Genomic DNA, 24,694 nt, shown 5'->3' on the forward strand with positions numbered 1-24,694 from the left:
GCAGTTATGATTAATATTTCCCCAGAATATTGATTTTGCTATAATCGCTTTTATTCAACATATCTAAAAAAATTTGTCATGATTATTACAAGAGCTAAGGAATATTGTATAAAAATATTATCGAGTTCTAATTGTAAGAAATTACCCTTTCATAACCTCTCGCATACGCAAGAAGTAGTCGAACATGCGGCATTAATCGCTAAAGAAACCAGTATTGATTCTGAAGAAACGGAACCCATAATTATTGCAGCTTGGTTTCATGATACGGGGCATTCCAAGACTTATTTCGGACACGAAGAAGTAAGTAAAGAACTAGCGAACGAATATCTCACATCGGTGGGATACGACACCAAAAAAATTAAAATTGTACTTTCTTGCATCGATGCGACCAAAATGCCACAACACCCGTCGAACTTGCATGCCAAGGTATTATGTGATGCCGATCTATTCCATATTGGAACAGAACTTTTCTTCTGTAAAAAACTATTGTTGCGACGTGAATGGGAACTCGAAAAAATAAAGACTTACAGCGATAAAGAATGGCATAAAATAAATCTCGCATTCTTAGAAAAACATAAATTTAAGACAGATTATGGCCAAACTGTTCTAGAAGACATGAAACTAAAAAATTTAGAAAAGGTTAAAACCATACTTAGTTTTTACTGAGCCTATTTAACATTTTAAGACGGAAGTAAAAATCAGCAGTGCTGTACTACCAAAAGAAACAACATAGGCAATAAAAATTAAAGTCCTTAAAACTGACAAATATCATGGGTTTACTATCGCAGCAGGAGTAATTTTGACTTTAATCAATTGTCGTCGGCCTAAGATTCATGTAAAAACAGACGGTCAACTTCACGAAAATCACCAATAAACAAAATATCATGAGAATAGTGATCACCACCGATTTTTCGCTCAACGCCCAGAAAGCCATAGACTATGCACTTTGGCTTTTTCGAGGAAGGGCAACCAAGTTTTATATTCTTCACGCCTACCAAAATATACCTTCCTCACCTGAAAATAAAACAACCACCTACGAGAAATTAAAGGATTTGGTTAAAAGTTTAAAAGAAAAAAGTCAAAACCCCCAACACAGTTTTAAATCGGTATTGATAAGTGGATCTATTTTGTATGCCATTTCGGAAGCTGTCAAAGAAAAGCAGGCCGATTTTGTTTTTATTGGTACCCAAGGTTCCTCTGCTTTAAAGGAAATATACATGGGAAGCAATGCGGTCAACGTCATCAAGAATATAGATTCATGCCCTGTAGTAGCCGTTCCCACAACATATGAAGTGAATGCAAATAGCAACGAAATTCTCTTTCCGAACGACCTTAACCATGCCTTTAGCCCAGAAGAACTGAAGCCCCTAATAAATATGGTAAAATTAAGTGATAGCACGCTGGCTGTCGTGTATTTCAGTGTGGGAAAAAAGTTTTCTGTCGAAGACAAACTGCGGAACAAAGAGTTACTTGGGGACCATTTCAAAGAGATTAAATCAAATTTTATATATCTTAATATAGAAGATTCCATTTCGTCAGCTATAGTTAAAATGGAACAGGAGAATCAAAAAATACAGATGGTCGCCATGTTCCCCAATCCGCATGGCTTCCTTGAAAAATTAATGCGAGAACCTGTCATCCGAAATGTGGTCTTTAAAACGGAAGTCCCTTTTTTGGTTCTTCCAAAACTCAAATAAACTAAAACTCAAGTATCATGGACTATTATTTCAAAAAAGAGCTTCATAACATTGGTTTTGAGCAAGCTATTGCAAAAACAACGGAAGCTCTAAAAAAAGAAGGCTTCGGCGTATTGACCGAAATAGACATCAAAGCCACTTTAAAGAAAAAATTGGACGTTGATTTCCGCAATTACAAAATTCTGGGTGCCTGTAATCCAGCATTTGCCTACAAGGCGCTCTTGGCCGAAGATACTATCGGCACCATGCTTCCCTGCAATGTCATCTTACAAGAAAAGAACACAGGTTCCATTGAAATTTCGGCAGTCGACCCAGCAGCTTCGATGCAGGCGGTAGCGAATGACAGTCTCAATGTTATTGCCGGCGAAGTAAGAGATAAGTTAAAAAGAATGATCGAGGGCCTTTGAGCGAAGCCGAAAGGGAAGAAATAAATCCTATACATGAAAAAAATACTCGTTCCCGTCGATTTTTCGGAGTATGCCGAGATGGCGTTAGAAGTCGCCGCTACCTTGGCAAAAAAATACAATGCCGAAATTGCGGTGCTACATATGCTTGGCCTGTCTGAAACAGCGGTTGCAAAAAATGAAGCTCAAGATTTTTTGGAAATGGAGTATTACATGAAGCTAGCAAAAAAGCGTTTCAATATGTTTTTGAACCGTCCTTGGTTAAAAGACATCAAAATAACCCAAACGGTGCAGAACCATAAGGTTTTCAGAGAAATCAACAATGTAGCAAAAGAGCAGAATATTGATTTGATTGTGATGGGCTCACATGGTTCTGAAGGTCTTGGTGAAATTTTCGTAGGATCACATACCGAAAAAGTAGTGCAATCTTCGGAAGTACCCGTTCTCGTCATCAAGAAAAGAACCAAGCATTTTAAAATCGACAAAATTGTTTTTGGCTTTGATTTTCGAATAGAGTATATAACTGCTTACCAAAATGCATTAAAGCTATTCAGTGCATTGGAACTTGATGTACACATGGTTTATGTAAATCAACCGGGCATCAATTTTACCAGTACTTCCCAAACTAAGGCCCAAATCGATAGTTTTCTTAGAATTGCCCATCATGGCGACTTACCCGAAAACTTACAAATCGTTCAAATCTCCGATTATTCGGTAGAAAAGGGCATTTACGCCTACGCCGAAGAAGTCAAAGCCGACACCATAGCAATTGCTACCCATGGTCGTAGCGGCTTGGCCCAATTCTTAAAAGGCAGTGTCGGGATGGATGTTGCCAATCATTCAAGTTTACCGGTACTCACATTTAAAATATAAGCCAGCTATTCTTTTGATGATTTCCCACCAAAAGTATTGAAGAGCAATCCGCCCATTACCCCTCCATAAAGGGTACTATTCAATGGTTTAGAAGTTATGGCACAAGTACCACTCATACAACCTATTTCAACATAGTATAGATAACCTGCAATGGCACCGATTGCGGCACCAATAATTGTTATGATAATAATTTTTGATGTCATTCTTTTCTCTTTCCGCCCGATATCATCGCAACTACGATTCCCACAAGGGCTATACACACTACTACAAAAACTCCAATTATTATGGTTCCGCTTTCCCAAGAAACTAAGGGAACAATTAGTTTATTATACATTCTCAGAGGGTCTAAAGGTTATCATATTTTTTTTACATGCAAGGGTAAAATGATTTATTTTACTGAATTTCTTTTTTGTTCAAATTAAACCACGCTTTATTTGCGCTATTGGATTCCCAAAATACAGGTAATTTTCACTCATCAAATTTAATGGCCCAAATACCGCGCACCTCATTACTATCGTAACCGACGGCCATATCTTCGGGATAACGCTCTTTCAACATGGCCAAAGTTTCAATCCCAATTTCCTTCTCAGGTTTTCCGTGACATTGCAGGCACATGGCGTTAGTGGTAATCGGAAAATAAAAATCAACCTCCCCGTTGGCTACGTTAATTATGGGTTTGACCTCATCTTCAGATGCTACGATACGCTTAAACAATTCAATGTATCCCAATTCTTCCGTATTGGCCCTATTTTTGGCATTTCGGGGCTTATCGGAAACTCTTTTGATAATGGCATTTTTCATGACCGAGATGCTATCTGTCAATTTAAGCGCTTCAACATTGCAAAATGATACCGCCCCTACCGTTCCCCTGGTCTGAATGGCTTTCATTAGGTTTTTGCCCAATGTAGTTTTGGCGGTCAAGACATATTCCATTCCTATATCGGTGTAGTCGGTTTGATCGCCGTCAAACAACATACACTCGCAATCGGCCAATCCTTTTCCTTTTCTATGCGCTTTCTGAAAATGAGCATCCCACCAATCCGGTTTTTCAAGATCATTATCAAAAATATAATCGGCCACCTGTTTTAAAGCTTCATCCGGATAAGGTAAATAAGGCATGGCTCCAAACCTTTTATGAACTCCGGGCATTCTTGTTTTTGTTTCTGGATCGTTCACCCAGCGAATCAAGTCTTCAGTGAAAGCTTCCCTTGTAGTACTCGAGTCGATATAATGCTGCTTTATAGCCACCATAGGCGGCGCAATCATACTGGATCGGGAAGTTTTTGGGTTATGGCATATTTAACATTCGTTTTCTAAAAATTTCTTTCCAGGGTGTGACTTCGCAATTTCTGTCAGATGATTATCGGAAACCTTCCGAACCGGCTTTTTTTCAGTTTGCTTACCATCGTTACAGCCGACAAATATTATTGCGAAAACGAAGTAGATTAGAAACTTCATGATTTCGACAATTTTAAGGCAACGCCCCTTGTAAACGAAAAAGTTTTCTTAGAGGTGGAGCTTCTATAATGTATGGAAGGATATCCTATTGCCTTAAGCACTTCTTTCACCACCAAGGCATCATTAAAATTCTCATACACAAAGGAAACCCTGGCCAAATCAACATCAACGGTTATATTTGAAATTGTCGGAAGCTCTGATAATTTTGAGATAATGGCCTTTTTACAAGCGCTACCCTTTAAGTTTTGAACGATAATCGAAGTTTTCATTTTTGTAGTTTCTATGGTACCGATTTAAAATTATGAGCTTAATAAATATTATGCTGTAACAACAGTTACAGTACTTAAAAAACAAGGTGTTTTTTTATTGTTTTACATTTCAAGAAGTAGGCGGAGCTTTGTCAAAAGATTCAATTCCAATGTATTTGCACTCCGAAATGATAATGCAATATCGCATGCGGTCTTCCAAGTCAATTGTTTGATTTTTAAATTGAACTGTTGGGAGTGCTCCTTGTAAAAGGCCGCAAATTCTTCAAAGTAGTGTTGGCTTTCTTTTTCTTCTTGCTGCAACCAATCAAAAACAATGGCTATCTGATACGCTGCATCAGTACCATATTCGTCTTCCGCCCCATCGACTGAAAGCCAAAACGTATGCACATTTTTATTCAATTCGGCTACTTCTATCGGCCTTACCACTTTGTCTGCTATGGCGATGGCATAAAACAACTTTCCCAAGCTTTGGTAAAGTTCATTTGTTATTTTTTCTTTTGATATCATCTTGATTCTTTTGATAAAACATCAGTCTGAAATTTGTTTTGTATCTCTTACAGCAGAACAGCCCCGTACTTAAACTCCATAGTTTGATCAGCCATTTCCGTTTTTCAATCCTTCAAATGACCTTGTAATTTTTCGCTGTCGATTACGTACTCGGTAATTTTAAAAAGCTGCACCCTATGCTGCCTTACCCTTTTAATGAATTCGGCCAATTCATCTTCAAGCTCTCCATGCTCCGTTCTAAAGCGCTTCGAATCATTATCGGTACTGTTTGCCAAATGGGACAGGTGTGCGTCTACCCTGCCCAAGAGTTCCTCACATTCTCTCGTAGCTTTCAAGATAGTTTCCCCAACCCTCCTTACATCATCTAAATTGGCTTGGTCCTCAATCCATACAAAATATTTATCCACCAAATGACGTAGAAATCTAAGGTCATCTTTATAGAATAAAAGATCTGATTTCCAATGCCCGGTCAAAATGTACAATTCTTGCCATTTACTGTTTTGAATGGAATTACTTTTTGGTCTACTTCTAAAACTTTCCATGGCTTCTTTATTTTGATTCAAAGTACCCTTTGTTCCCAAAAGTACTTTTGATTTCAAGCTTTTAGTATGATATTTGTCATGTAAGGTCTATTTTTTTTATAGGGTGGCAAGATTGTTTTGCGATAAAAGCAAATTGATGCTATCTGTATTGAGAATACTGATGTCAAAAAACAAACCAGACGTTCATTTCAGTGTTTTCCCGACCAAGACAAACTTTAAAACACACCAATTATATGGCAGAGAACAATAATTTTGATATACAAACGATTGGTAACGCTACGATACCTTCTCCTATTCACCTAGACCAAATGACCGGTGATAGTATTTATAAATTTATTGAGGAAAAAAATAGAATATTAAGCGATGTTACATTGCAAGGTTTCAATACATGCGTACAAAGTAACAAAGCTCCGGTTTGTCTTGAAAAAGCAGGTCCCCGAGAGCGCATATTTTTTAGACCTGAAAATACTACGGCGGCAATCGTAACCTGTGGGGGCCTTTGTCCTGGAATCAATAATGTGATACGCAGTCTTGTCATGGCGTTACATTATTTTTATGGGGTCAAAAGAATTATTGGAATACCCTACGGATACGAGGGGCTGTCACCGAAAAGCACCCATGGTCTTACTGAACTTACCCCTGACGTAGTAAACGATATTCATGAGTTCGGTGGAACCGTGCTAGGTTCGTCGAGAGGTGCGCAACCCGTCTCTGAAATGGTTGATATGCTCGAAAACAATAAAGTCGATTTATTATTTGCCATAGGGGGCGATGGCACCTTAAAGGGGGCTAATGCAATTGGTGATGAAATTGAAAAACGAAAACTGCCGATTTCGGTCATTGGAATACCAAAAACCATTGATAACGATATTGACCTTATTGACAAATCGTTCGGATTTGAAACAGCCTTTGACACTGCGGCGCCCATTATAAGAGATGCACATAACGAGGCAACCGGTGCCTATAACGGAGTGTCGATCGTAAAATTAATGGGAAGGGATAGTGGCTTTATCGCTGCCTCGGCCGCCATTTCAATGCCCGTAGTGAACTTTGTCTTGGTACCTGAAATGACTTTCGACCTATATGGACCCAATGGCTTTTTCGAAGCTCTCAAGAAACGCCTCGACTTCAAACACCATGCCGTCATCGTCGTTGCAGAAGGAGCCGGACAGCACTTGTTTGAAAATGAAAAACAAATAACCGATGCATCGGGAAATGTGCAGCATAAAGATATTGGTTTGTTGCTAAAGGATAAAATAAAGGAATATTTCGACTCGCAGGCTATTAAAACTACGATCAAGTATATTGACCCGAGTTATATCATCAGGAGTTCCCCTGCCAATGCCAGCGACAGCGTTTTCTGTAATAGACTGGCATATCACGCCGTACATGGTGCAATGGCAGGGAAGACCAGATTTGTGGTAGGCATGGTCAACAATCAATTTGTGTATCTACCCATATCTAAAGTGGTATCCCAAAGAAAAAAGATAGATTTGGCGGGCGAATTTTGGTTTGCCGCGCTACAGAGCACAGGGCAACCCTTTTCAATGGTGCAAGCATAAAATTATCTAGGTTTGACCAAGCATAAAAAACCCGACACTATACGAGTATCGGGTTTTTATATACAGTCAATCCATTAATTTAAACATGATCGGCCAAGGCGTGGTGGGTATCTATTAAAGGCCCACCGTTGAGAATTTCTTCCGAAGCCTGATTGGCAAATTTATCAAAGTTTAGATGGAAGGAATGTGCCAATTGTATGGCCTTACTTACATACACTCCCTTTTGTAACCATGTGTTCATGGGATCTAATAATTCAGTGGGCACCCCTTGACAGTATTTGGGCATTTGCAAGCCAAATATAGGATGCTGATTGTAATCGACCTTTTCAAGTTCTCCTTTTAGAATTGCGGAAATCATCGCCCTTGTATATTTCAATTTTATTCGGGAGCCAACTCCGTAAGGTCCGCCCGTCCAGCCAGTATTGATCAACCAAACGTTGACACCTGCTTCAGTCATTTTTTTACTTAGCATTTCTGCATATACCGTTGGATGCAAAGGCATAAAAGGCTCTCCAAAACAAGCAGAGAACGATGGAACAGGTTCATTTATTCCGGCTTCGGTTCCAGCAACTTTGGCGGTATAGCCCGAAATAAAATGATAGGCCGCTTGACCAGGCGTTAATTTCGATACAGGGGGCAAGACTCCGAAAGCATCACAGGTCAGAAAGAAAATGTTCTTCGGATTTTTGGCAAACGAAGGTACCTGAATATTATCGATATGATCAATCGGATAGCTCACCCGGGTATTCTGGGTTATCGAACTATCGAAATAGTCCACCTCTTTTGTTCCCTCCCTAAAACCTACATTTTCTAAAAGTGCACCCGGTCGAATGGCACGGAAAATATCGGGTTCCTTGTCTTCTGTAAGGTCGATTACTTTGGCGTAACAACCTCCTTCAAAATTAAAAATGGTATTGTCAGATGCCCAACCATGCTCGTCATCTCCGATTAACTTTCGTTCGGGATCGGCAGACAACGTCGTTTTTCCCGTTCCCGATAGCCCAAAGAAAATAGCGGTATCTCCGTCTACACCAACATTGGCCGAGCAATGCATCGGCAGCACATTACGTTCTGTGGGTAAAATTAAGTTCAAGGCAGAAAAAATGCCCTTCTTCATTTCACCGGTATAGGCCGAACCTGCAATCAATGCAATTTTTTTTGTGAAATTGATAATGGAAAAGTTACCACTTCCAATACCGAACGATTTGGGCTCTTGGGCCACATAACCTGGTGCACATAGCACCAGCCATTCTTCGTCAAAATCTTCAAGTTCATCTTCGTTCAACCGAAGAAACATGTTTTTTATAAAATAATTAGACCACGGATATTCGGTAATCGTCCGCACGTTCATATGATATTTTGGATCGGCGCAGACATAGGCATCGCGTACATAGACCTCCTTTCCCGATAGATACGTTATCACTTCAGTATGTAGCTTGTCGAAATTTTCGGGAGCCAATGGCTTATTGACACGACCCCACCATACTTTATCGCTGGTGTAATCATCTTTTACCAAAAAACGATCTTTGGGCGACCGTCCTGTGAACTTACCTGTATTTACGCAGAGTGTACCGTTCGCTGTTTCGGTACCCATACCTTTTGCAACGGTCAATTTTTGAAGCGTCTCTCCATCAAGGTTCCAATGGGCAGTGACATTTTCCAATCCGTATTTTTGAAGGTCTTTATTCTTTGACGTTTTCGCTAATGTTTCTTCCATGGTTCTTTTTTGAGAGGTTTATAAAAATTAATCTATGGCCAGCACTGGCACTTGTGAATGTAAAGTCAATAACTGGGTAAGCTGACCTTCTGAAGGTTCACTACGTTTGCTATGATTTCTCGGCAAAATGGTAATAAGATCGAGTTCTTTTTTAGATGCATAGTTCAATATGCCCTCTACAACATCTTTATTCTTGATAAAGACGCGTTCTGCATAAAAACTTTCTAGATAATATTCTACGGCATTTTCATTCTTTTCTTCTTCTTCAGAATAGCCATAATTGCCAGGTTTGTTTTCTATTGTAACCACATGTACTTGGGCATTGAACCTTCGGGCCACCTGCAATAGCGTTTCCAAAACTCTGGTATCATCAATTTCTTCATTCCCCAAAACCAAAGCGATGCGCTTTAATTTAAAATCTCGGTAGGCATTTGGTACCACTAAAACGGGGCAATCTGCTTCGAGTACAAATTTTGAAGTATTCGTAATTTCTGCATCGCCTTCTTTCCCGGTGCCCGAAGTGCCCATGATTACCATATCTACCTGTCTCGTATTTTGTATGGCCAGCAACGTATTTGTCAAGGATCCACTTTGTGTGACCCATTCCAATTTGTTCTTGAGCTTTGAATTATACTTTTCTTCAATTTTTTTTAAGTTTTCGGGCATTATACTAAAATTGCTATTCCCTGAAATATGGGCAAGAACAATTCTTATATCATCATTGCGCCCGACAAATGTTACGGTGTACTCCAAAGCGCATTTGGCAATATTTGAAAAATCAAAGGGTACTAGTATGGTGGAAATTCTGTCCATTGCTCATGGTTTTTATATGATTCACTACAAAATTACCGATCGATATTGCGGCAAAAAATGACAATAGTCATAAGCATTCAAAAATTAAGTGGCTACTATTGAAATTCAGAAGTATACTTTATAAATTAGCATATATGGATTTAGTAGCAGGAATAGATATTGGGGGTACCAAGACAAAAATTGGTTTGGTAGATAAAAATGGTGAATGTCTTGAACAATCATCTTTTAGAACCCAGGAATTTGAAGATTTCGATAACTTTTTAGTTCAGATAAAGAAGGAAATTGCAGCACTTGAAGCAAGGCTTGAGTTCCCAGTAAATCTCATCGGATGTGGCATCGGCGCCCCTAATGCCTCCAGTAGAAATGGCACCATAGAAAACGCCGCTAACTTAAGATGGAAAGGATCCTTACCTGTTCTCGAAAAATTCAAGCAGCACCTCGACGTTCCCATGCGCATAATGAACGATGCCAGTGCTGCGGCATTAGGGGAAATGCTTTTTGGAAACGCAAAAGAGATGGATGATTTTATCGTCATCACCCTAGGTACAGGCTTAGGTGCGGGTATCGTTGCGAACGGAAAATTGATAGAGGGCTATGACGGATTTGCCGGTGAACTCGGTCACATCGACATGACTTTGGGCGATGGACGCTTAACGGGCCTAAACGTTCGCGGCGGATTGGAAGCCTACGTTTCGGCAACCGGGCTCAAGCGTACCATACTATTTATGTTGTGCAAATATATGGATGATAGTCGGTTTCGAAATATAGCCTATAACGACCTGCACGGCGAAGATATTACCAAGGCAGCCGAAGAAGGTGATCTTATTGCCTTAAAAGCATTTGATTATACTGCAAAAATAATGGGATTGGCACTCGCCAATTTCACGGCCTTCACACAACCACAAGCTTTCTTCTTAATGGGGGGACTCGTCAATAGTGGCAAATGGATTTTGGATCCCCTACAAACTTATTTCGCTGATTATTTGCTCGAGGTCTATAAAGGAAAAGTTCAAATACTCACCTCGGGAATGGAAGGCAAAACGGCTGCAATTTGTGGAGCTGCAGCATTAATTTGGGAGAAACAAAGTTAGGCTGACGACCTACCTTTAAAGTAAGCTAGTTTGAGAAAATCAGAAATATTATTGTCTGCTCGGGTTTTAGTTTTAAAATAAAAGTTATGGATCAATCTATGGTTTCTGCCTGAGAAAATCGCATCCACTACGCATCTAAAATAAAAACTAGCTTTTCCGATATGACAATAGTCATTTTCTACTGACTTTTACCCTTGTAACTTTGGAGGACAAATAAAATTTCTTGAACGATGCAGATTTTGATTCCAACCGACTTTTCCGAAAATTCATGGAACGCTATTAAATACGGCCTTGATTTTTTCAAAAAAACGAAATGTACATTTTATATAATGCACATTAACCCCATACCCCCCTACTCAGGTGCCGGAAGTTCGATTCGCCTTTCGCGCGATAATTTCAAAGATATCATTCTAAAAGAAAGTAAGGCCGATCTGAAAAAGTTGTTCAAAAGAATTGAAACGGAACTTCCCTTGAACACCAAACATACCTTTATACCATTGGCATTTTATGATTACTTAGTTGATGCGGTAAAACGAGAAACTGAAGCCAAGAAAATAGATCTTATAATAATGGGAACGAAGGGAGCCTCTGGCATAAAAAAAGCAACCGTTGGCAGCAATACCGGTGATGTTATCACAAAGGTAAAATGCCCGTTATTGGCCGTTCCCGAAAATGCGACATATGCAGACCTCAACGAAATTGCCTTTCCGACCGATTTTCATATTGGCTACGACATTAAAGTTTTAGATACCTTAATAGAAATGACTACTAAGCATAAGGCTGTATTACGTATACTGCACATTTCTAAAAAAGGAGAGAATTTAAGTGAAGAGCAGCAAAAAAATAAAGATTTTTTACATGAATATCTTATCGACATTGACCATACATTTCATTCTTTAACGGGTACTGAACTAGAGACTGCAGTGCAATGTTTTACCGAAAGCAGAGATATCGACATGATTGCCATGGTCGCAAAAAATCTAAACTTCTTTCAACGCATATTGTTCAGGCCAAAAGTAGAAAAAATAAGTTACCATACCGATGTACCATTTTTGGTCTTACACGAATAGTAACGTTGAATACCCATCAGAACAAGGTTCCGTCTCCAAATCACTTATGGGGTTTGTCTGGCTCTTACATCAGAAATTGTTTTTTTAAGCGAATGATTTAATTGTTGTTACAATATCATTTTTTTGAACTACCCCAGACTGCCTCCAAACTTGTTTTCCATTTTTGAACAACAACATTGTAGGCACTCCCCGTACTTGATATTGACTCGCCAAGGGCTGGTTTTTATCGACATCGATTTTTATAATTTTCACACTGTCGCCCAATTCGTCCTTAACCTGCTTTAATATAGGGGCCAACATTTTACATGGCCCGCACCAATCGGCAAAAAAATCTACTAAAACCGGAGTTTTCGAATCTATAATGTTTTGAAAACTACTTTTCATCTTATTAAAAAATTTATAACGTACAAGGTAGCAAAATAGATAAGAAAAGAAACTGACCAATATCATGTTTTTTAGCCGCCATCCACATTATTTTTAACTCAAACTTAAATACTATGGAAAAAATATTGGTGCCTACCGATTTTTCGAGTAATGCCTACAATGCTCTTTTTCATGCCGTACAATTGGTCAAAAATGAACCTTGCACCTTTTATTTACTCAATGTACATGATGAATTTACTCCGTTAATCAGTAAAAGTAGTGGTAAAGATTTGATACAACAGCTCAGTGATGAGTCACACGAGGGGCTAAAGGCCCTTGCCCATCGCATCAAAAGAGACGACCCCAATCAACAACATATATTCAAAACCATTTCGAAGTATGGAGAATTAACACAAACTATTTTCAATGTCGTTGGTAAAGAGGGAATCGATTTAGTGGTAATGGGAAATACAGGGTGTTCTGAAATCGAGGCTATTTTTTTGGGAAGCAATGTTTTAAACACTATAAGTGCCATCAAAAAATGTCCGGTTTTAACCGTTCCGAAAGAAATAGATTTTGTTCCACCAAAACAGATTGCCTTTGTCACAGACTATCATCGGCCATACGATGCAGGACTTTTGCAACCACTCCTTTTTTTGGCCAAACAATATGGCGCAAAAATTTGTGTAATGCATATCAACCAAGAAGAGGTATTGAACAAATACCAAACCATGAACAAAAGTATCTTAATCGACTATCTGTCACCTTTTGAAAATTCATTTCATTGGATGCCACTCTTTAAGAACAAGGCGAATTCTATAACCACATTTTTAGAAGAATTGAAAATCGACATTCTAACTATGGTGAATTACCAACATAGTATACTAGAGCGTGCCACGCGTGAACCCGTAATCAAAAGAGTGGCCTTTGATTTGGATATCCCTTTTTTAGTAATTCCTGATTCAGACTGACATTCGTCATAGAGTACGGTATCCCAAAGCCTTAATTTTATACTATATCCTTAAAATTTCAATATGGAAAAGCGAATATTGTTACCGACCGATTTCTCAAAAAATGCGTTGAATGCTATTCGATATGCCCTTTCCCTTTACGAAGAACAACAATGTGATTTCTATTTTTTAAATGTTTACCAGGTCGATGGCTATAATCTCGAAAATGCGATGATGGTGCCCGAACCCGGGGAGATTGCCTTTGAAGCGGCAAGATCTAAATCAAAGCTTCGTTTCAATGAACTAAAGCAAATTTTGAGTTTAAGTCATCATAATCAAAAACACACCTATCATACCATATCTACCTTTAGTTATCTATTCGAAGCCGTAGAAAATGCCATTGCGAAACATGATATTGATATTGTCGTCATGGGTACCAAGGGCAGTACCGGTTCACATACCATTATCTATGGCACGAATACTATCAACCTCATGGAAAAAGTCACCGAGTGCCCTGTTCTTGCCATACCGGAAAAGGCTCGTTATTCAACGCCCCGCGAAATTGTATTTCCTACCGATTACAAAACACCTTTTAAGCGTAGGGAACTTAATTACCTGGTTGAAATCGGAAAAATGCACGGCACTGCAATACGCATTCTACATATCAAAGAAAAAGAAAAACTCACAAAAGCCCAACAGAACAATAAAGAGCTTCTAGAAAACATTTTGAAAGATATCGATCATAGTTCCCACAGTTTGGAAGGCGTTAAGGTACACACGGGAATCAATGCATTTATTGAAAGTCGCAAAAGTGATATGGTCGCCTTTCTCAACAAAAAACACCGCTTTTTTGGCAGCATGTGGTCAAAGCCCCTCGTCAAAGAGTTGGGGTACCACTCACGCGTTCCCGTATTTACATTGAACGACCATTCTTAAATTCATTGGTTCAAAAAAGGGCAAAAACTTAATTTCATCGCGTAGTGCCTACTTATTCAGGTATTCAGGGTCGGTAGCTTTATTAACATAATTTTTAACACCAAAACCGACTCAAGTAATTGCTTTTCATTAGTTTATGAATTAACTTCATAGGGAATCATAATGCAACACGGACTATGAATAAAGACATTCGAACAAAATCAGACCAGGCACAAAAAACAGAAATATTTTACTATGACTGCCAAAACTGGAGGTCTAAGCTTTGGTTTATGGAAGATGAGACCATTTTCATAAATCGTTTGCTGACTTCCTATGTTTTTGAACCCAACACACCCGACCTGTTCGAACGTTTGCAAGAATATTTAAACCGACTAAAAAAATCGAAAACAACGAAGAGCCGAGTTCTTGAACGTATCATCGCCCATGAAAAAAATCTCGGGGGTATGTTTGAATGTAAAGATCAGAGCTGCGACCTCGGTTTCGAACGAAAACACAAAACCATTGAGGCACAAGTTGTCGATTGTATCGAAAATTTTCAAACCCTAAAGACTGAAATATTCAATTATGCCGGATCCATCCTAAAAAAGAGAAAACCGTACTAACTAAAGGTTTCCTAATAAAAACCATGTTCACATCATCACGCATGGTTAAGCATTTTTTCAAGTTCTTCGCTCTTACCACGACTAATAGGAATCTCCTTTCCACCAATTTCGAGCATGGTCGTACAAAATTGGTCTATCTTGGTTACGTTTACACAATACGACCTATGAATTCTTATGAATTTATCTTTAGGCAATTTTTTTAGAAACGATTTTAGGGTCGTGAGTACCAGTAGGTTTCCATCGTCGGTCACCAGCCGAATATAATCTCCAATAGTCTCAATAAAATTGATGTGATCGATTACCACTTTCTTTTTTTGCAGATTACTTTTGACATCGATACAAACCTTATCCACGATTTTATTGATCATTCTGTGCTTTGAAAGTGCTCGCCGTACGGCGTTATCAAAACGTCCTTTATCCAAAGGTTTCTTCAGATAGTCGGTAATCGCATAATCAAAGGCTTTCAAAGCATAATCACCTTTATTACAAACCAGAATGACCTGCGGGGGGTGCTTTAAGGCTTCCAAAAACTCGAATCCGTTCATCCGTGGCATTTCGACATCTAAAAATATAAGGTCGATATCTTTATGAGCCTCATTGTTCAAGGCCTCCACTGCATTTCGATATGTGGCCACCAAGGCCAGATCTGAATGACTATTTATCAGTCTAGAAATGGCATGGCGCGAAACCGTAGAGTCATCGATTACAATACATTTTAAAGTTATACTATTCATATCATATTAGATTACAAAGTTTGATTTTTCAACCTATGAACTCAGTATTTGGTTTATGAAAATCAATCAAAACTAACCTGAAAGTCCCTCATAAACAATGATAAAAGTCAGGTTAAGCCAGTTTTCGCGGGGCCTTTTGCCATCATGTTATTTCTTGTGCAAAAATCGATGAGCTGATAATTGTCATTTCATTGCTGCTTCTTTCCTGCTAACTTAGTTTCACTTATAAAGTAATTAGTAATCTTAAAACCCAACAGTTATGTCATTAGTTAAATTTAACAGCAACCGATGGCCTTGGAATTATGGCCTTACTGATTTCATTGAACGCAATACTGCCTTTAATGACAATTTCTTCAATCTTGAAAAATCGTTGCCTGCAATGAACGTCATGGAACACGATAACGATTTTGAAATCGAACTGGCTTCACCTGGTTTCGATAAAAAAGATTTTGAAATCACCCTTAAAGATGACATTTTGGAAGTGGCCGCCGAAAAAAAGGCGAACCACGAAGATAAAGAAGATGACTACACCCGAAAGGAGTTCAACTATCGCTCCTTCAGGCGTGCGTTACAGTTACCCAAAACAGTCGACGATTCAAAAGAAGTAAAAGCAACTTATGAAAACGGAATTCTAAAATTACACCTATTTAAAAAAGCGGAAGCTAAAAAAACGAACAAAAGAAAAATCGATGTTTTGTGATTTGATAGTATGGCATACGGTCGTATGACCGTATGCCATACTTGTTTACATCGCTAGTAGATATTCTTTTTCCTTAAAAGTCATAAAAGTAAAATGGAAGCAACTGGAAAAAATTACGGTTATATCGAGTGGCTAAGCGCCGAAGAAATGCATGATACAACCTTGCAATGGATATCGGAATTGAAATTCGTTCGCGATGAACAACAATTTTTGAACGATTTGGTAACTTCTTACACTCCACAATTGTTAGATCAAAAAGTTTTCGAGGAAAGCCAAGGAATCACAAGAGCAATTTCGAAATCGGAAAAAGAAGCCATAAAATATCTACAAAGGGTCAAATCACATGAAAATCTTTTGGAAATCATGATCAACGATATCGATGAACTAAAAATGGAAAAGGCCTATATCGAAACCCATTGGGAGCTGGTATCTGAAATTAAAAAGTATATGAACGATTACCGTGAATTGAAGTCGGCACTATTTCATCTGGTCGCCAAAGTCAAAAAAATGAACAAACGCCTTTTGAAGTGAAGTGACGGGCATCCGTAGATATAACTTCTAAAAAACCTATTTTTGTCAGGGTATTCTAAGAAGGAATGGAAAACTCAAATTATGAAAAAATTACTTGCTTTTGCAATTCTTATCTTTAGTGGATGTTCTAACACTTCATTGGTCGAAAGCTGGAAAAACCCTGACAACGTTATTTTCACCGCCTATAAAGTATTGGTTGTTGGCATGACCTATGACGAAGACGTACGTGCCGACTTTGAAACCAAATTAAAAAAAGAATTTGACAAAAGAAATGTTGAAGCTATGCGTAGCGTCGATTTATTCGATGTTTCGTTTACCGATTCAAGAAAATCGGAAGAAGAGCTCGACGATGTTGAACGTCAACTTCTTGATAAGGACTTCGACGCCATTCTTTTCACCAAAATCGTAGGCTCCGAAGACCGCAAAACGTTTTTGAAGAGTATTGCCGAATGGGGTAAATACAAAGGTGATTTTAGTGACGATTACATGTCCCATCAAGACATTTATTATAATTCGAACTACTACGAACCATTTACCGTTTATCATGCCGAAACCTCTTTATATTGTATTTGCGAAGGCAAAGAGCGCTCTTTGGTCTGGCGTGGCAGTATAGATATCACCGACCCTGAAAATATTGAGAAAACAATCGATAAATATGTAAAATTAGTGGTCATGGCCATGGAGGAACAAGACCTAATATTCCGTAAAGACAGTGGCCATTAGATTGGGCACTAAAAAATGAAGCCCTCTTTTTTCATCTTTGGTGAAAGTGGGGGTTACTTTCCAAAGCTTTTTTTGTTGCAGCATAGCCCAATTCAAAAATGGCATCGATTCCGTATCTGCTGAAGGTACCGAACTTTGTGAGTCCGTCGGGCTGTATCAACAAATCACATTCCGGAAACTTTTGTATCGATTCCGATGCCGCCTTGATCTTATAGGCGCGCTCCATAACATTGTAAGAATGTTTTAAATCTGCAATCTTCAATTTCTGTAGAGGATTTACATAAACCCCAATAAGTGAATCGCATAGCGGCTTTAAGGGTTCTATAGGGAAATTGTTTAAAACGCCTCCATCGACATAATATGATTTGCCGATTTGAACCGGAGTAAAAACACCAGGAAAAGAAGCCGATGCTAAAACAGGATGGATCAATGGTCCGGAATCAAAAATATGTAAAGTTCCCTTTTCAACATTCGTCGCGGTAACGAACAAGTGCTTTTTAAGAACCTTGAAATCATCCTCGGGAACAAATCTCTTAAAATCCGAATAGAATTTTTCGGTATCGATGAATCCCGGCTTTCCCAGGGCATATTTTTTAGCATGAAACAGGGGTATGCTCTTAAAAAAATTCAATATTTCAGACCATTCGGCACCTGCGGCATACAATGCACCGACAATGGCCCCCGCACTCGTTCCTGAAACATGGGTCGGGAATATTCCGTTTTCTTCCAAGGCCTTAATAGCCCCAATGTGAGCCACTCCCCTCACGCCCCCTCCAGATAATACCAATCCTATAGTCATACCATGTTATCTTATTCTGAATTATTTTAATCAAAAGGCTACACTGGTTATCATTATTTTTTGGCAATTATCTCAAAACTGGCCAACCCTCCATCGATAGTGGCCTTTTCCAAGGCCCCATCTTTATAGTAATAAATGTTCTCCTTTCCCTTTGAATTGATTTTTTTATAACCGTGATTTCCCAAGGGGATAATCGTATTGAATGTTCCATCTTGCTCTGAAAAACAACTGCTGACATTTACAGGCTCTTCAAAATACAATAAAACGGTAGTAAAGTCGATAGGTTTTTGTAATACCTCTTTCTCCTTCCCGTTTTTAATCATCTGATACTCACTATTGCGCCATTCGGTAGAAGTTTCGGCATGTGGCCGGTCATTAATCATTATATTGACATCAGACTTTCTCAATTGACCATTTTCAAAAGAAACATCATAGGTATAATTCACGGTAATATTCCGAATGACCTTAGTCTTCACCGTCGTGGAACTGTGGTAATAATCTTGGGAATTTTTGTTGGTTTTGGTAGCCTTTAAGCTTCCGATAGTTTTCTCGTTCATAACGATATCGAAGTACAATGCGATATTCTCCGTATGCTTGACACCAGTCGTAAAAACTGCAAAATTTAATAGTATTAGCCGTATGATAAGATTCTGCAAATTCAATAACAACTTTTAGGGTTTTAATCTGATTCAATAGCTTCATCGAAGCCCTTTAATTTACTCGCAAAGTACTATACTGATCAAGGAATAAACGATGATATGTGTCATACAAAGCTATACTATTAAAAGCTATTCCCATGGTTACATTGCACAAAATGAAGTTGAAAAACTGACCGATGTCATATATTTTAGATAGAACAAGTTATAGTTTTGATGACGAAATAAAGCGGGCACTATGAGAAGAAATTTAGAGGAAAAAGAGAGTATTGAACTCCTTAAAAACAGTTACATCGGAAGTTTGGCCTATATAATGGGCGCTACCCCGTACATTGTACCTATCACCTACTATTATGATAGTGCTAACCATACGATCACTGGTTATTCGGCTATCGGTCACAAGTTAGATGCCATGCGAAAAAACCCTTCAGTGGCCTTGGGCGTTAATCTAATTGATTCGGTAGCGAATTGGCAGTCTGTTCAAGTACATGGCACCTTCGAAGAGCTTGAAGGTATCGACGCAAAACAAACGTTGCACGAGTTTTCAGTGGGCGTAAAAGGCATCTTGAACCATAACAAAAAAAACAAAGCCCGATTCATCAGTGAATTCTCGGCAAAAATTGAATCGGAAGCTCCCCCTGTTGTATTTCGTATCAAAATCGGAGATATCGTGGGAAAATTGCGCAAAAATTAGAAAACAGTCAAAATCGAAGGTTCCATTTTACAATAATGTATACCCTGAACAGACCAGCATTAATCTTAAAAATCGATAAAAAGTTTGGTACACCGTATCTGTACTAAACTAACAGGGGGCCTATGCTTCCTGTTTCTGTTTTTTTAGACCTGCGCCAAAACGGCACAAAAAACCATAAATTTAGAGGAAGGAAACATATTCTTATGAGCAAAGCATTATATATCGCCACTACCGAACCCAATAGTGGCAAATCGATCATTTCACTGGGAATGATGCAACTACTATTGGGGAAAACCGCAAAAGTGGGCTATTTCAGGCCTATAATCGATGATTTTAAAGACGCTTCCATCGACAACCACATCAATACGGTGTTGACCCATTTTGAGGTCGACCTTGAGTTCGAAGAAGCCTATGCCTATACTCGAAGTCAGGTCGTTCAACTTAAGAATTTGGACAAGGATGATGAAATTTTGAGCCATATCATTCATACCTACAAGGCCATCGAAGAACGGTTCGATTTTGTTTTGGTGGAAGGAACCGACTTTTCGGGCGAAGGTGCCATCATCGAATGGGATATCAATGTGCTTATCGCAAAAAATCTAGGTATTCCTGCGGTTATAATTGCCAGTGGAACTGGCAAGACCTTGAACGAATTGGTCGGAAACCTATATATGGCCTATGATTCTTTTAAGGAAAAAGGGGTCGAAGTTTTGATGGCCGTAGCCAATAAAGTGCAGCCTGAAAATGTAGACCTTGTAATTTCAGGACTCCAAAAAAAATTGCCTGCCAAAATATTGATCGGAGTTATTCCATTAAATCAGGTGTTGGGAAGCCCAACCATAAAAGAAATTGCCAAAGAACTCGATGCTGAAGTACTGTTCGGTTCCGAATTTTTAAACAATCAGGTCGAGGCGTTCAGTGTAGGTGCCATGCAATTACGCAACTATATTACCCATTTAAAAAAAGACAGCTTGGTCATCACTCCTGGCGATCGGGCCGATATTATTTTGGGTGCTTTACAGGCGAATATCTCTTCCAACTACCCCAATCTATCCGGTATCGTGCTTACGGGAGGACTTATGCCAGAGGATTCGATTATTAAATTGATCGAGGGTCTTTCTGATATTATCCCCATACTTTCGGTCAAAGGCGGAACGTTTTCCGTTACCAACCGTATGGGAACCATACGCCCAAGAATGTATGCCGAAAACAAGGAAAAAATCAATATTTCGATACAAGAGTTTGAGAGACATGTGCCGACCAACGAACTGGCCCAACGACTCATTACCTTCAAGGCAGAAGGCATTACGCCAAGAATGTTCCAATATAACCTGTTAAAAAGAGCGAAAACAGCCAAAAAACATATCGTACTGCCCGAAGGTACCGATGAACGCATTCTTATCGCAACCAAAAAACTACTCGATAGCGAAGCGGTCACCTTAACGCTACTGGGCGACCCCGAACAAATACGCACAAAAATTGCGGAACTGGACCTGGAGCTTGACCTCGAATCCATCGTCATTGTCGACCCGACCCAATCTCCCCATTTCTTAGACTATGTCACTACCCTATTCGAACTGCGAAAACATAAAAACGTCAATCTGGCCATGGCCAAAGATTTGATGGAAGATGTCTCTTATTTCGGAACCATGATGGTCTACAAAGGCCACGCTGACGGTATGGTATCGGGGGCGGTGCATACCACCCAACATACGATACGCCCAGCCTTGCAATTTATCAAAACAAGACCTGAGGTTTCTATTGTTTCCTCGGTATTTTTTATGTGCCTCCCCAACCGCGTCACTATATTTGGTGATTGTGCCATCAATCCGAACCCGACGGCTGAACAACTTTCGGAAATCGCCATCTCCTCGGCAGCCACGAGTGCTGCTTTCGGTATCGAGCCTAAAATCGCGATGCTTTCCTATTCTTCAGGAGCATCTGGCGTAGGCGAAGATGTTGACCGTGTACGCCAAGCCACCGATATTATTAAAACAAAACGCCCTGACCTTAAGGTTGAAGGCCCCATACAATACGATGCTGCCGTCGACAGTAGCGTGGGCAAGAGTAAACTCCCCGATTCAGAAGTCGCGGGACAAGCCAGTGTATTTATTTTTCCCGACCTCAACACGGGTAACAACACCTATAAAGCGGTACAACGGGAAACCGGCGCCTTGGCTATCGGCCCCATGTTGCAGGGCTTGAACAAACCCGTAAACGATTTAAGTCGTGGCTGCACGGTAGAAGACATTTACAATACCGTAATCATAACCGCCATTCAAGCCCAGGGCCTTTAATTTTTTAGCATAAAAACATGAACATACTCATCATTAATGCCGGTAGTTCTTCCATTAAATACCAATTGATGGCGATGCCTTCAGAGCAGGTTATCTGTACGGGAGTCGTCGAACGTATCGGCGAAACGGATACCATATTGAAATACCAGACCGATACCGTAACCATTGACAAAGTAGCCGCTATACCCGACCATAAGGCCGGCTTTAAAACAATCGCCGAACTTTTGCTAGATCCTCGGCAAGGCGTTATCAAAAATACCGATGAAATTGCGCTTATTGGTCACCGGGTCGTACACGGGGGAAACTCCTTTTCTAAAACCACACCCGTTACCCAAGCCGTAAAAGATAAGATTCATGAACTTTCGGTTTTGGCACCGTTACATAACCCCCATAACTTGGAAGGCATTAACATTGCCGAAGAAATTTTTCAAAACGCCGGGCAGTTCGCCGTTTTTGATACCGCCTTTCACCAGACCATTCCCGTTAGCGCAAAAAAATATGCAATACCCAACGAACTGTTTAAAAAACACCGCATTCAGGTCTATGGCTTTCATGGTACCAGCCATAAATATGTCGCCGAACGAGCCATCGCACACCTGCAATTGCAAAAATCGAAACTGATTACCGTACACTTAGGCAACGGTTGTAGTATGACCGCGGTAAAAGATGGAAAAAGTATCGACCACAGTATGGGTTTTGCCCCATCAAACGGACTCATTATGGGCTCTCGAAGTGGGGACATCGACCATTCATTGATTTTTCATATGGTAAACACCCTAGGGTATTCGCTGGCAGAAGTCAATAAAATATTGACAAAACATAGCGGTATGCTTGCCTTGACCGGATTTACCGATCTGCGCGATATTCAAAACGATGCCGAAATTGGCAATACGGCCTGTCAATTGGCTTTGGAAATGAACGCCTACCGTATTAAAAAATACATTGGCGCCTATACCGCTGTGCTGAATGGCCTGGATGCCATCATTTTTACCGCTGGTATCGGAGAAAATTCAAGCCTTATTCGAAAATTGGTATGTACCGATATGGACTATTTGGGCATCACGCTGGATGATAAAAAAAATAGCGTCCGATCTAAATCGATACGGCAAATAAACACGGCCACCTCCAAAGTAAAAGTCTTGGTCGTACCCACCAACGAAGAGTTGGAAATCGCACGACAGGTATTTTCAATCAGTTCGGATGATTAAATCTACTAGCATATTGAACTTCAATAAATTGCTGTTATTTGTAACTCTGAAATTTGACCAAATACTAGCGCTATGTAAACATTTATCTCAATGAATATTACGCTAACGACTAAATACAATTGTTGGCAAACCATAAGTACATCATTACACAATGCTAGAAATAAGATCCCTTAATAAACTATCAATTTACTTAGATCACTTGGTAAAAGGTCGCCTATGGCTCAAAGTGACTATCGGACTGATTTTAGGAGCTGGCTTAGGAATTCTTCTCAACCCCACTACAGGATTGGTTTCTGAAGTATTGAGTTTAGAATTGGCCAATTGGCTTGACCTACCTGGCCAAATTTTTATGAGATTGGTTCAAATGATTATGATCCCATTGATATTTGCCTCAATAATATCGGGAATTGTAGGAAACACAACAGATAATCTAAAAACCTTTGGCTTGAGACTGCTATTGTATTTTGTTTTCACAACCGCTGTTTCCATTATTATCGGTTTGTTAATAACCCTTGTTTTGAAACCGGGGGAATATATTTATAAGTTGGGTGGGTTTCCTAATAGCAGTGCAGAACAATCAGTATCCACTGAGGCGCCAAATCTCATTGAAAATATCCCAGCTACTATTTCCAACCTCATTCCGAATAATCCGCTAGAATCGATTTTGACGGGAGAAATGTTGGGCGTCGTTATTTTTACCATCATAATTGGTGTCGCAATAACCCAGTTAGAGAATGAAAAGGCGAGACCTATTATCAATTTTACCGAAGCCATTCAGAAAATTTGCATGATTGTGGTATCATGGGCAATGATTCTCGTACCATATGCCGTATTTGGCCTAATGGCAGCTTTGCTATCCAGAACCGGTATTGACATATTCCTTGGTTTGGGGTACTATATGGTAGTGGTGATAATCGGTCTAATGCTCTTAATGATTTTCTACCTAGTGCTGGTCTTACTATTCGTAAAGAAAAATCCTTTCATATTTCTACGAGCGATACGCGAACCACAACTTTTGGCATTTTCTACCGCCAGCTCAGCTGCTGTAATGCCAATTTCAATGAAAACAGCCGATGAAAAGTTAGATGTATCCTCTAACATCAGCGATTTTGTTATTCCGGTTGGGGCTACGATCAATATGGATGGTACTGCATTATTTCAATGCGTCACTACAATATTTATGGCACAGGCCTATGGTATGGAATTGTCGTTAATGAACCTCATATTGATCACATTTACGGTGGTAGCTGCTTCAATAGGAACACCAGCCATTCCTGGCGGTGGAGTTATTATTCTTGCGTCCGTATTGCAGAGTTCAGGTATCCCGATTGACGGTCTAATCGTCATTATTGGCATAGACCGTATTTTGGGGATGTTTAGAACAGCAGTGAACGTAACTGGAGATTTAACGGCATGCATGATTTTCAACAAGTTTTATGGTACCCTATCAAATACTACGACCATTATAACTAAACCTGAAATTCAAAATGCAGTTTAG

The 24,694-nt window shown here is 39.5% G+C and carries 28 protein-coding genes; 17 read left to right on the forward strand and 11 right to left on the reverse strand.

From position 1 onward, the window contains the following. Positions 1-78: 78 nt before the first annotated feature. The 4 genes from AACZ88_RS19550 (at position 79) to AACZ88_RS19565 (ending at position 2,974) form a co-directional block, all read left to right on the forward strand. Positions 79-666 carry an HD domain-containing protein gene (locus AACZ88_RS19550; protein WP_339714087.1) on the forward strand — a complete coding sequence of 196 codons (588 nt, stop codon included), beginning with the start codon at positions 79-81 and terminating at the stop codon, positions 664-666. Positions 667-884: 218 nt separating this feature from the next. Continuing rightward, on the forward strand, positions 885-1,697 hold the full coding sequence (locus AACZ88_RS19555; RefSeq protein WP_339714090.1) for a universal stress protein: 813 nt from the start codon (positions 885-887) through the stop codon (positions 1,695-1,697). Between the two features lie 17 nt (positions 1,698-1,714). Then, on the forward strand, positions 1,715-2,104 hold the full coding sequence (locus tag AACZ88_RS19560) for a DUF302 domain-containing protein (RefSeq protein ID WP_339714092.1): 390 nt from the start codon (positions 1,715-1,717) through the stop codon (positions 2,102-2,104). A gap of 33 nt (positions 2,105-2,137) precedes the next feature. Beyond that, positions 2,138-2,974 (forward strand): universal stress protein, encoded by an 837-nt coding sequence (locus AACZ88_RS19565; RefSeq protein ID WP_339714094.1) that lies wholly within the window; start codon positions 2,138-2,140, stop codon positions 2,972-2,974. Positions 2,975-2,979: 5 nt separating this feature from the next. Here the strand turns inward: AACZ88_RS19565 and AACZ88_RS19570 are convergent, their stop codons facing one another. The 5 genes from AACZ88_RS19570 to AACZ88_RS19590 form a co-directional block, all read right to left on the reverse strand. Beyond that, the gene (locus AACZ88_RS19570; protein ID WP_339714096.1) at positions 2,980-3,177 is read right to left on the reverse strand and encodes a DUF6132 family protein; all 198 of its coding nucleotides are present in this window, start codon (positions 3,175-3,177) and stop codon (positions 2,980-2,982) included. Positions 3,178-3,442: 265 nt separating this feature from the next. After that, positions 3,443-4,240 (reverse strand): DUF3365 domain-containing protein, encoded by a 798-nt coding sequence (locus AACZ88_RS19575; protein WP_339714098.1) that lies wholly within the window; start codon positions 4,238-4,240, stop codon positions 3,443-3,445. Positions 4,241-4,428: 188 nt separating this feature from the next. Further along, positions 4,429-4,701 (reverse strand): cation transporter, encoded by a 273-nt coding sequence (locus AACZ88_RS19580; RefSeq protein WP_339714101.1) that lies wholly within the window; start codon positions 4,699-4,701, stop codon positions 4,429-4,431. 102 nt (positions 4,702-4,803) lie between these two features. Beyond that, entirely contained in the window at positions 4,804-5,208 is a 405-nt protein-coding gene (locus tag AACZ88_RS19585; protein ID WP_339714104.1) for a hypothetical protein, read from the reverse strand. Between the two features lie 104 nt (positions 5,209-5,312). Then, positions 5,313-5,807, reverse strand: a complete 495-nt coding sequence (locus AACZ88_RS19590) for a hypothetical protein (protein WP_339714106.1) — start codon at positions 5,805-5,807, stop codon at positions 5,313-5,315. A gap of 176 nt (positions 5,808-5,983) precedes the next feature. Here AACZ88_RS19590 and AACZ88_RS19595 point away from each other — a divergent pair, with 176 nt between their 5' ends. Further along, the gene (locus AACZ88_RS19595; RefSeq protein WP_339714109.1) at positions 5,984-7,312 is read left to right on the forward strand and encodes an ATP-dependent 6-phosphofructokinase; all 1,329 of its coding nucleotides are present in this window, start codon (positions 5,984-5,986) and stop codon (positions 7,310-7,312) included. 79 nt (positions 7,313-7,391) lie between these two features. Here the strand turns inward: AACZ88_RS19595 and pckA are convergent, their stop codons facing one another. Further along, positions 7,392-9,029 (reverse strand): phosphoenolpyruvate carboxykinase (ATP), encoded by a 1,638-nt coding sequence (gene pckA, locus AACZ88_RS19600; RefSeq protein WP_339714112.1) that lies wholly within the window; start codon positions 9,027-9,029, stop codon positions 7,392-7,394. 27 nt (positions 9,030-9,056) lie between these two features. After that, a complete protein-coding gene (locus AACZ88_RS19605; protein ID WP_339714115.1) occupies positions 9,057-9,842 on the reverse strand; it encodes a universal stress protein in 786 nt (261 codons plus the stop codon). 134 nt (positions 9,843-9,976) lie between these two features. On the opposite strand from AACZ88_RS19605, the gene AACZ88_RS19610 reads away from it, so the two are divergent. Both AACZ88_RS19610 and AACZ88_RS19615 read left to right on the forward strand, forming a co-directional pair. Next, positions 9,977-10,933 (forward strand): ROK family protein, encoded by a 957-nt coding sequence (locus AACZ88_RS19610; RefSeq protein ID WP_339714118.1) that lies wholly within the window; start codon positions 9,977-9,979, stop codon positions 10,931-10,933. A gap of 230 nt (positions 10,934-11,163) precedes the next feature. Then, positions 11,164-12,003: a universal stress protein gene (locus tag AACZ88_RS19615; RefSeq protein WP_339714121.1), complete on the forward strand. Its 840-nt coding sequence runs from the start codon at positions 11,164-11,166 to the stop codon at positions 12,001-12,003. A gap of 84 nt (positions 12,004-12,087) precedes the next feature. Here AACZ88_RS19615 and trxA read toward each other — a convergent pair whose 3' ends face one another. Beyond that, positions 12,088-12,387, reverse strand: a complete 300-nt coding sequence (gene trxA / locus AACZ88_RS19620; protein WP_339714124.1) for a thioredoxin — start codon at positions 12,385-12,387, stop codon at positions 12,088-12,090. Positions 12,388-12,500: 113 nt separating this feature from the next. Here trxA and AACZ88_RS19625 point away from each other — a divergent pair, with 113 nt between their 5' ends. The 3 genes from AACZ88_RS19625 (at position 12,501) to AACZ88_RS19635 (ending at position 14,854) form a co-directional block, all read left to right on the forward strand. After that, on the forward strand, positions 12,501-13,337 hold the full coding sequence (locus AACZ88_RS19625; RefSeq protein ID WP_339714127.1) for a universal stress protein: 837 nt from the start codon (positions 12,501-12,503) through the stop codon (positions 13,335-13,337). 63 nt (positions 13,338-13,400) lie between these two features. Next, a complete protein-coding gene (locus tag AACZ88_RS19630; protein WP_339714130.1) occupies positions 13,401-14,252 on the forward strand; it encodes a universal stress protein in 852 nt (283 codons plus the stop codon). A gap of 176 nt (positions 14,253-14,428) precedes the next feature. Next, on the forward strand, positions 14,429-14,854 hold the full coding sequence (locus AACZ88_RS19635) for a hypothetical protein (protein ID WP_339714132.1): 426 nt from the start codon (positions 14,429-14,431) through the stop codon (positions 14,852-14,854). A gap of 35 nt (positions 14,855-14,889) precedes the next feature. On the opposite strand, the gene AACZ88_RS19640 is transcribed toward AACZ88_RS19635, so the two are convergent. Further along, the gene (locus AACZ88_RS19640) at positions 14,890-15,588 is read right to left on the reverse strand and encodes a LytTR family DNA-binding domain-containing protein (RefSeq protein WP_339714134.1); all 699 of its coding nucleotides are present in this window, start codon (positions 15,586-15,588) and stop codon (positions 14,890-14,892) included. Between the two features lie 259 nt (positions 15,589-15,847). Here AACZ88_RS19640 and AACZ88_RS19645 point away from each other — a divergent pair, with 259 nt between their 5' ends. From AACZ88_RS19645 to AACZ88_RS19655, 3 genes are all read left to right on the forward strand, one after another. Continuing rightward, positions 15,848-16,288: an Hsp20/alpha crystallin family protein gene (locus AACZ88_RS19645; RefSeq protein WP_339714137.1), complete on the forward strand. Its 441-nt coding sequence runs from the start codon at positions 15,848-15,850 to the stop codon at positions 16,286-16,288. Between the two features lie 93 nt (positions 16,289-16,381). Then, entirely contained in the window at positions 16,382-16,819 is a 438-nt protein-coding gene (locus AACZ88_RS19650; RefSeq protein WP_339714140.1) for a hypothetical protein, read from the forward strand. A gap of 81 nt (positions 16,820-16,900) precedes the next feature. Next, entirely contained in the window at positions 16,901-17,542 is a 642-nt protein-coding gene (locus AACZ88_RS19655) for a hypothetical protein (RefSeq protein ID WP_339714143.1), read from the forward strand. Between the two features lie 31 nt (positions 17,543-17,573). Here the strand turns inward: AACZ88_RS19655 and AACZ88_RS19660 are convergent, their stop codons facing one another. Beyond that, a complete protein-coding gene (locus AACZ88_RS19660; RefSeq protein ID WP_339714146.1) occupies positions 17,574-18,341 on the reverse strand; it encodes a patatin-like phospholipase family protein in 768 nt (255 codons plus the stop codon). Between the two features lie 53 nt (positions 18,342-18,394). Further along, positions 18,395-19,003: a DUF6134 family protein gene (locus AACZ88_RS19665; protein ID WP_339714149.1), complete on the reverse strand. Its 609-nt coding sequence runs from the start codon at positions 19,001-19,003 to the stop codon at positions 18,395-18,397. Positions 19,004-19,235: 232 nt separating this feature from the next. On the opposite strand from AACZ88_RS19665, the gene AACZ88_RS19670 reads away from it, so the two are divergent. The 4 genes from AACZ88_RS19670 to AACZ88_RS19685 all read left to right on the forward strand — a co-directional run bounded on the left by AACZ88_RS19670 (position 19,236) and on the right by AACZ88_RS19685 (position 24,694). After that, positions 19,236-19,691, forward strand: coding sequence for a pyridoxamine 5'-phosphate oxidase family protein (locus AACZ88_RS19670; protein ID WP_339714152.1), 456 nt, complete (start codon positions 19,236-19,238; stop codon positions 19,689-19,691). A 203-nt stretch (positions 19,692-19,894) separates the two neighbouring features. Next, entirely contained in the window at positions 19,895-21,988 is a 2,094-nt protein-coding gene (gene pta / locus AACZ88_RS19675; RefSeq protein ID WP_339714155.1) for a phosphate acetyltransferase, read from the forward strand. A 17-nt stretch (positions 21,989-22,005) separates the two neighbouring features. Further along, entirely contained in the window at positions 22,006-23,196 is a 1,191-nt protein-coding gene (locus tag AACZ88_RS19680; RefSeq protein WP_339714158.1) for an acetate kinase, read from the forward strand. Between the two features lie 151 nt (positions 23,197-23,347). Beyond that, positions 23,348-24,694: a dicarboxylate/amino acid:cation symporter gene (locus tag AACZ88_RS19685; RefSeq protein WP_339714161.1), complete on the forward strand. Its 1,347-nt coding sequence runs from the start codon at positions 23,348-23,350 to the stop codon at positions 24,692-24,694.

This window comes from uncultured Kriegella sp., from assembly GCF_963975415.1.
GTDB lineage: Bacteria > Bacteroidota > Bacteroidia > Flavobacteriales > Flavobacteriaceae > Kriegella.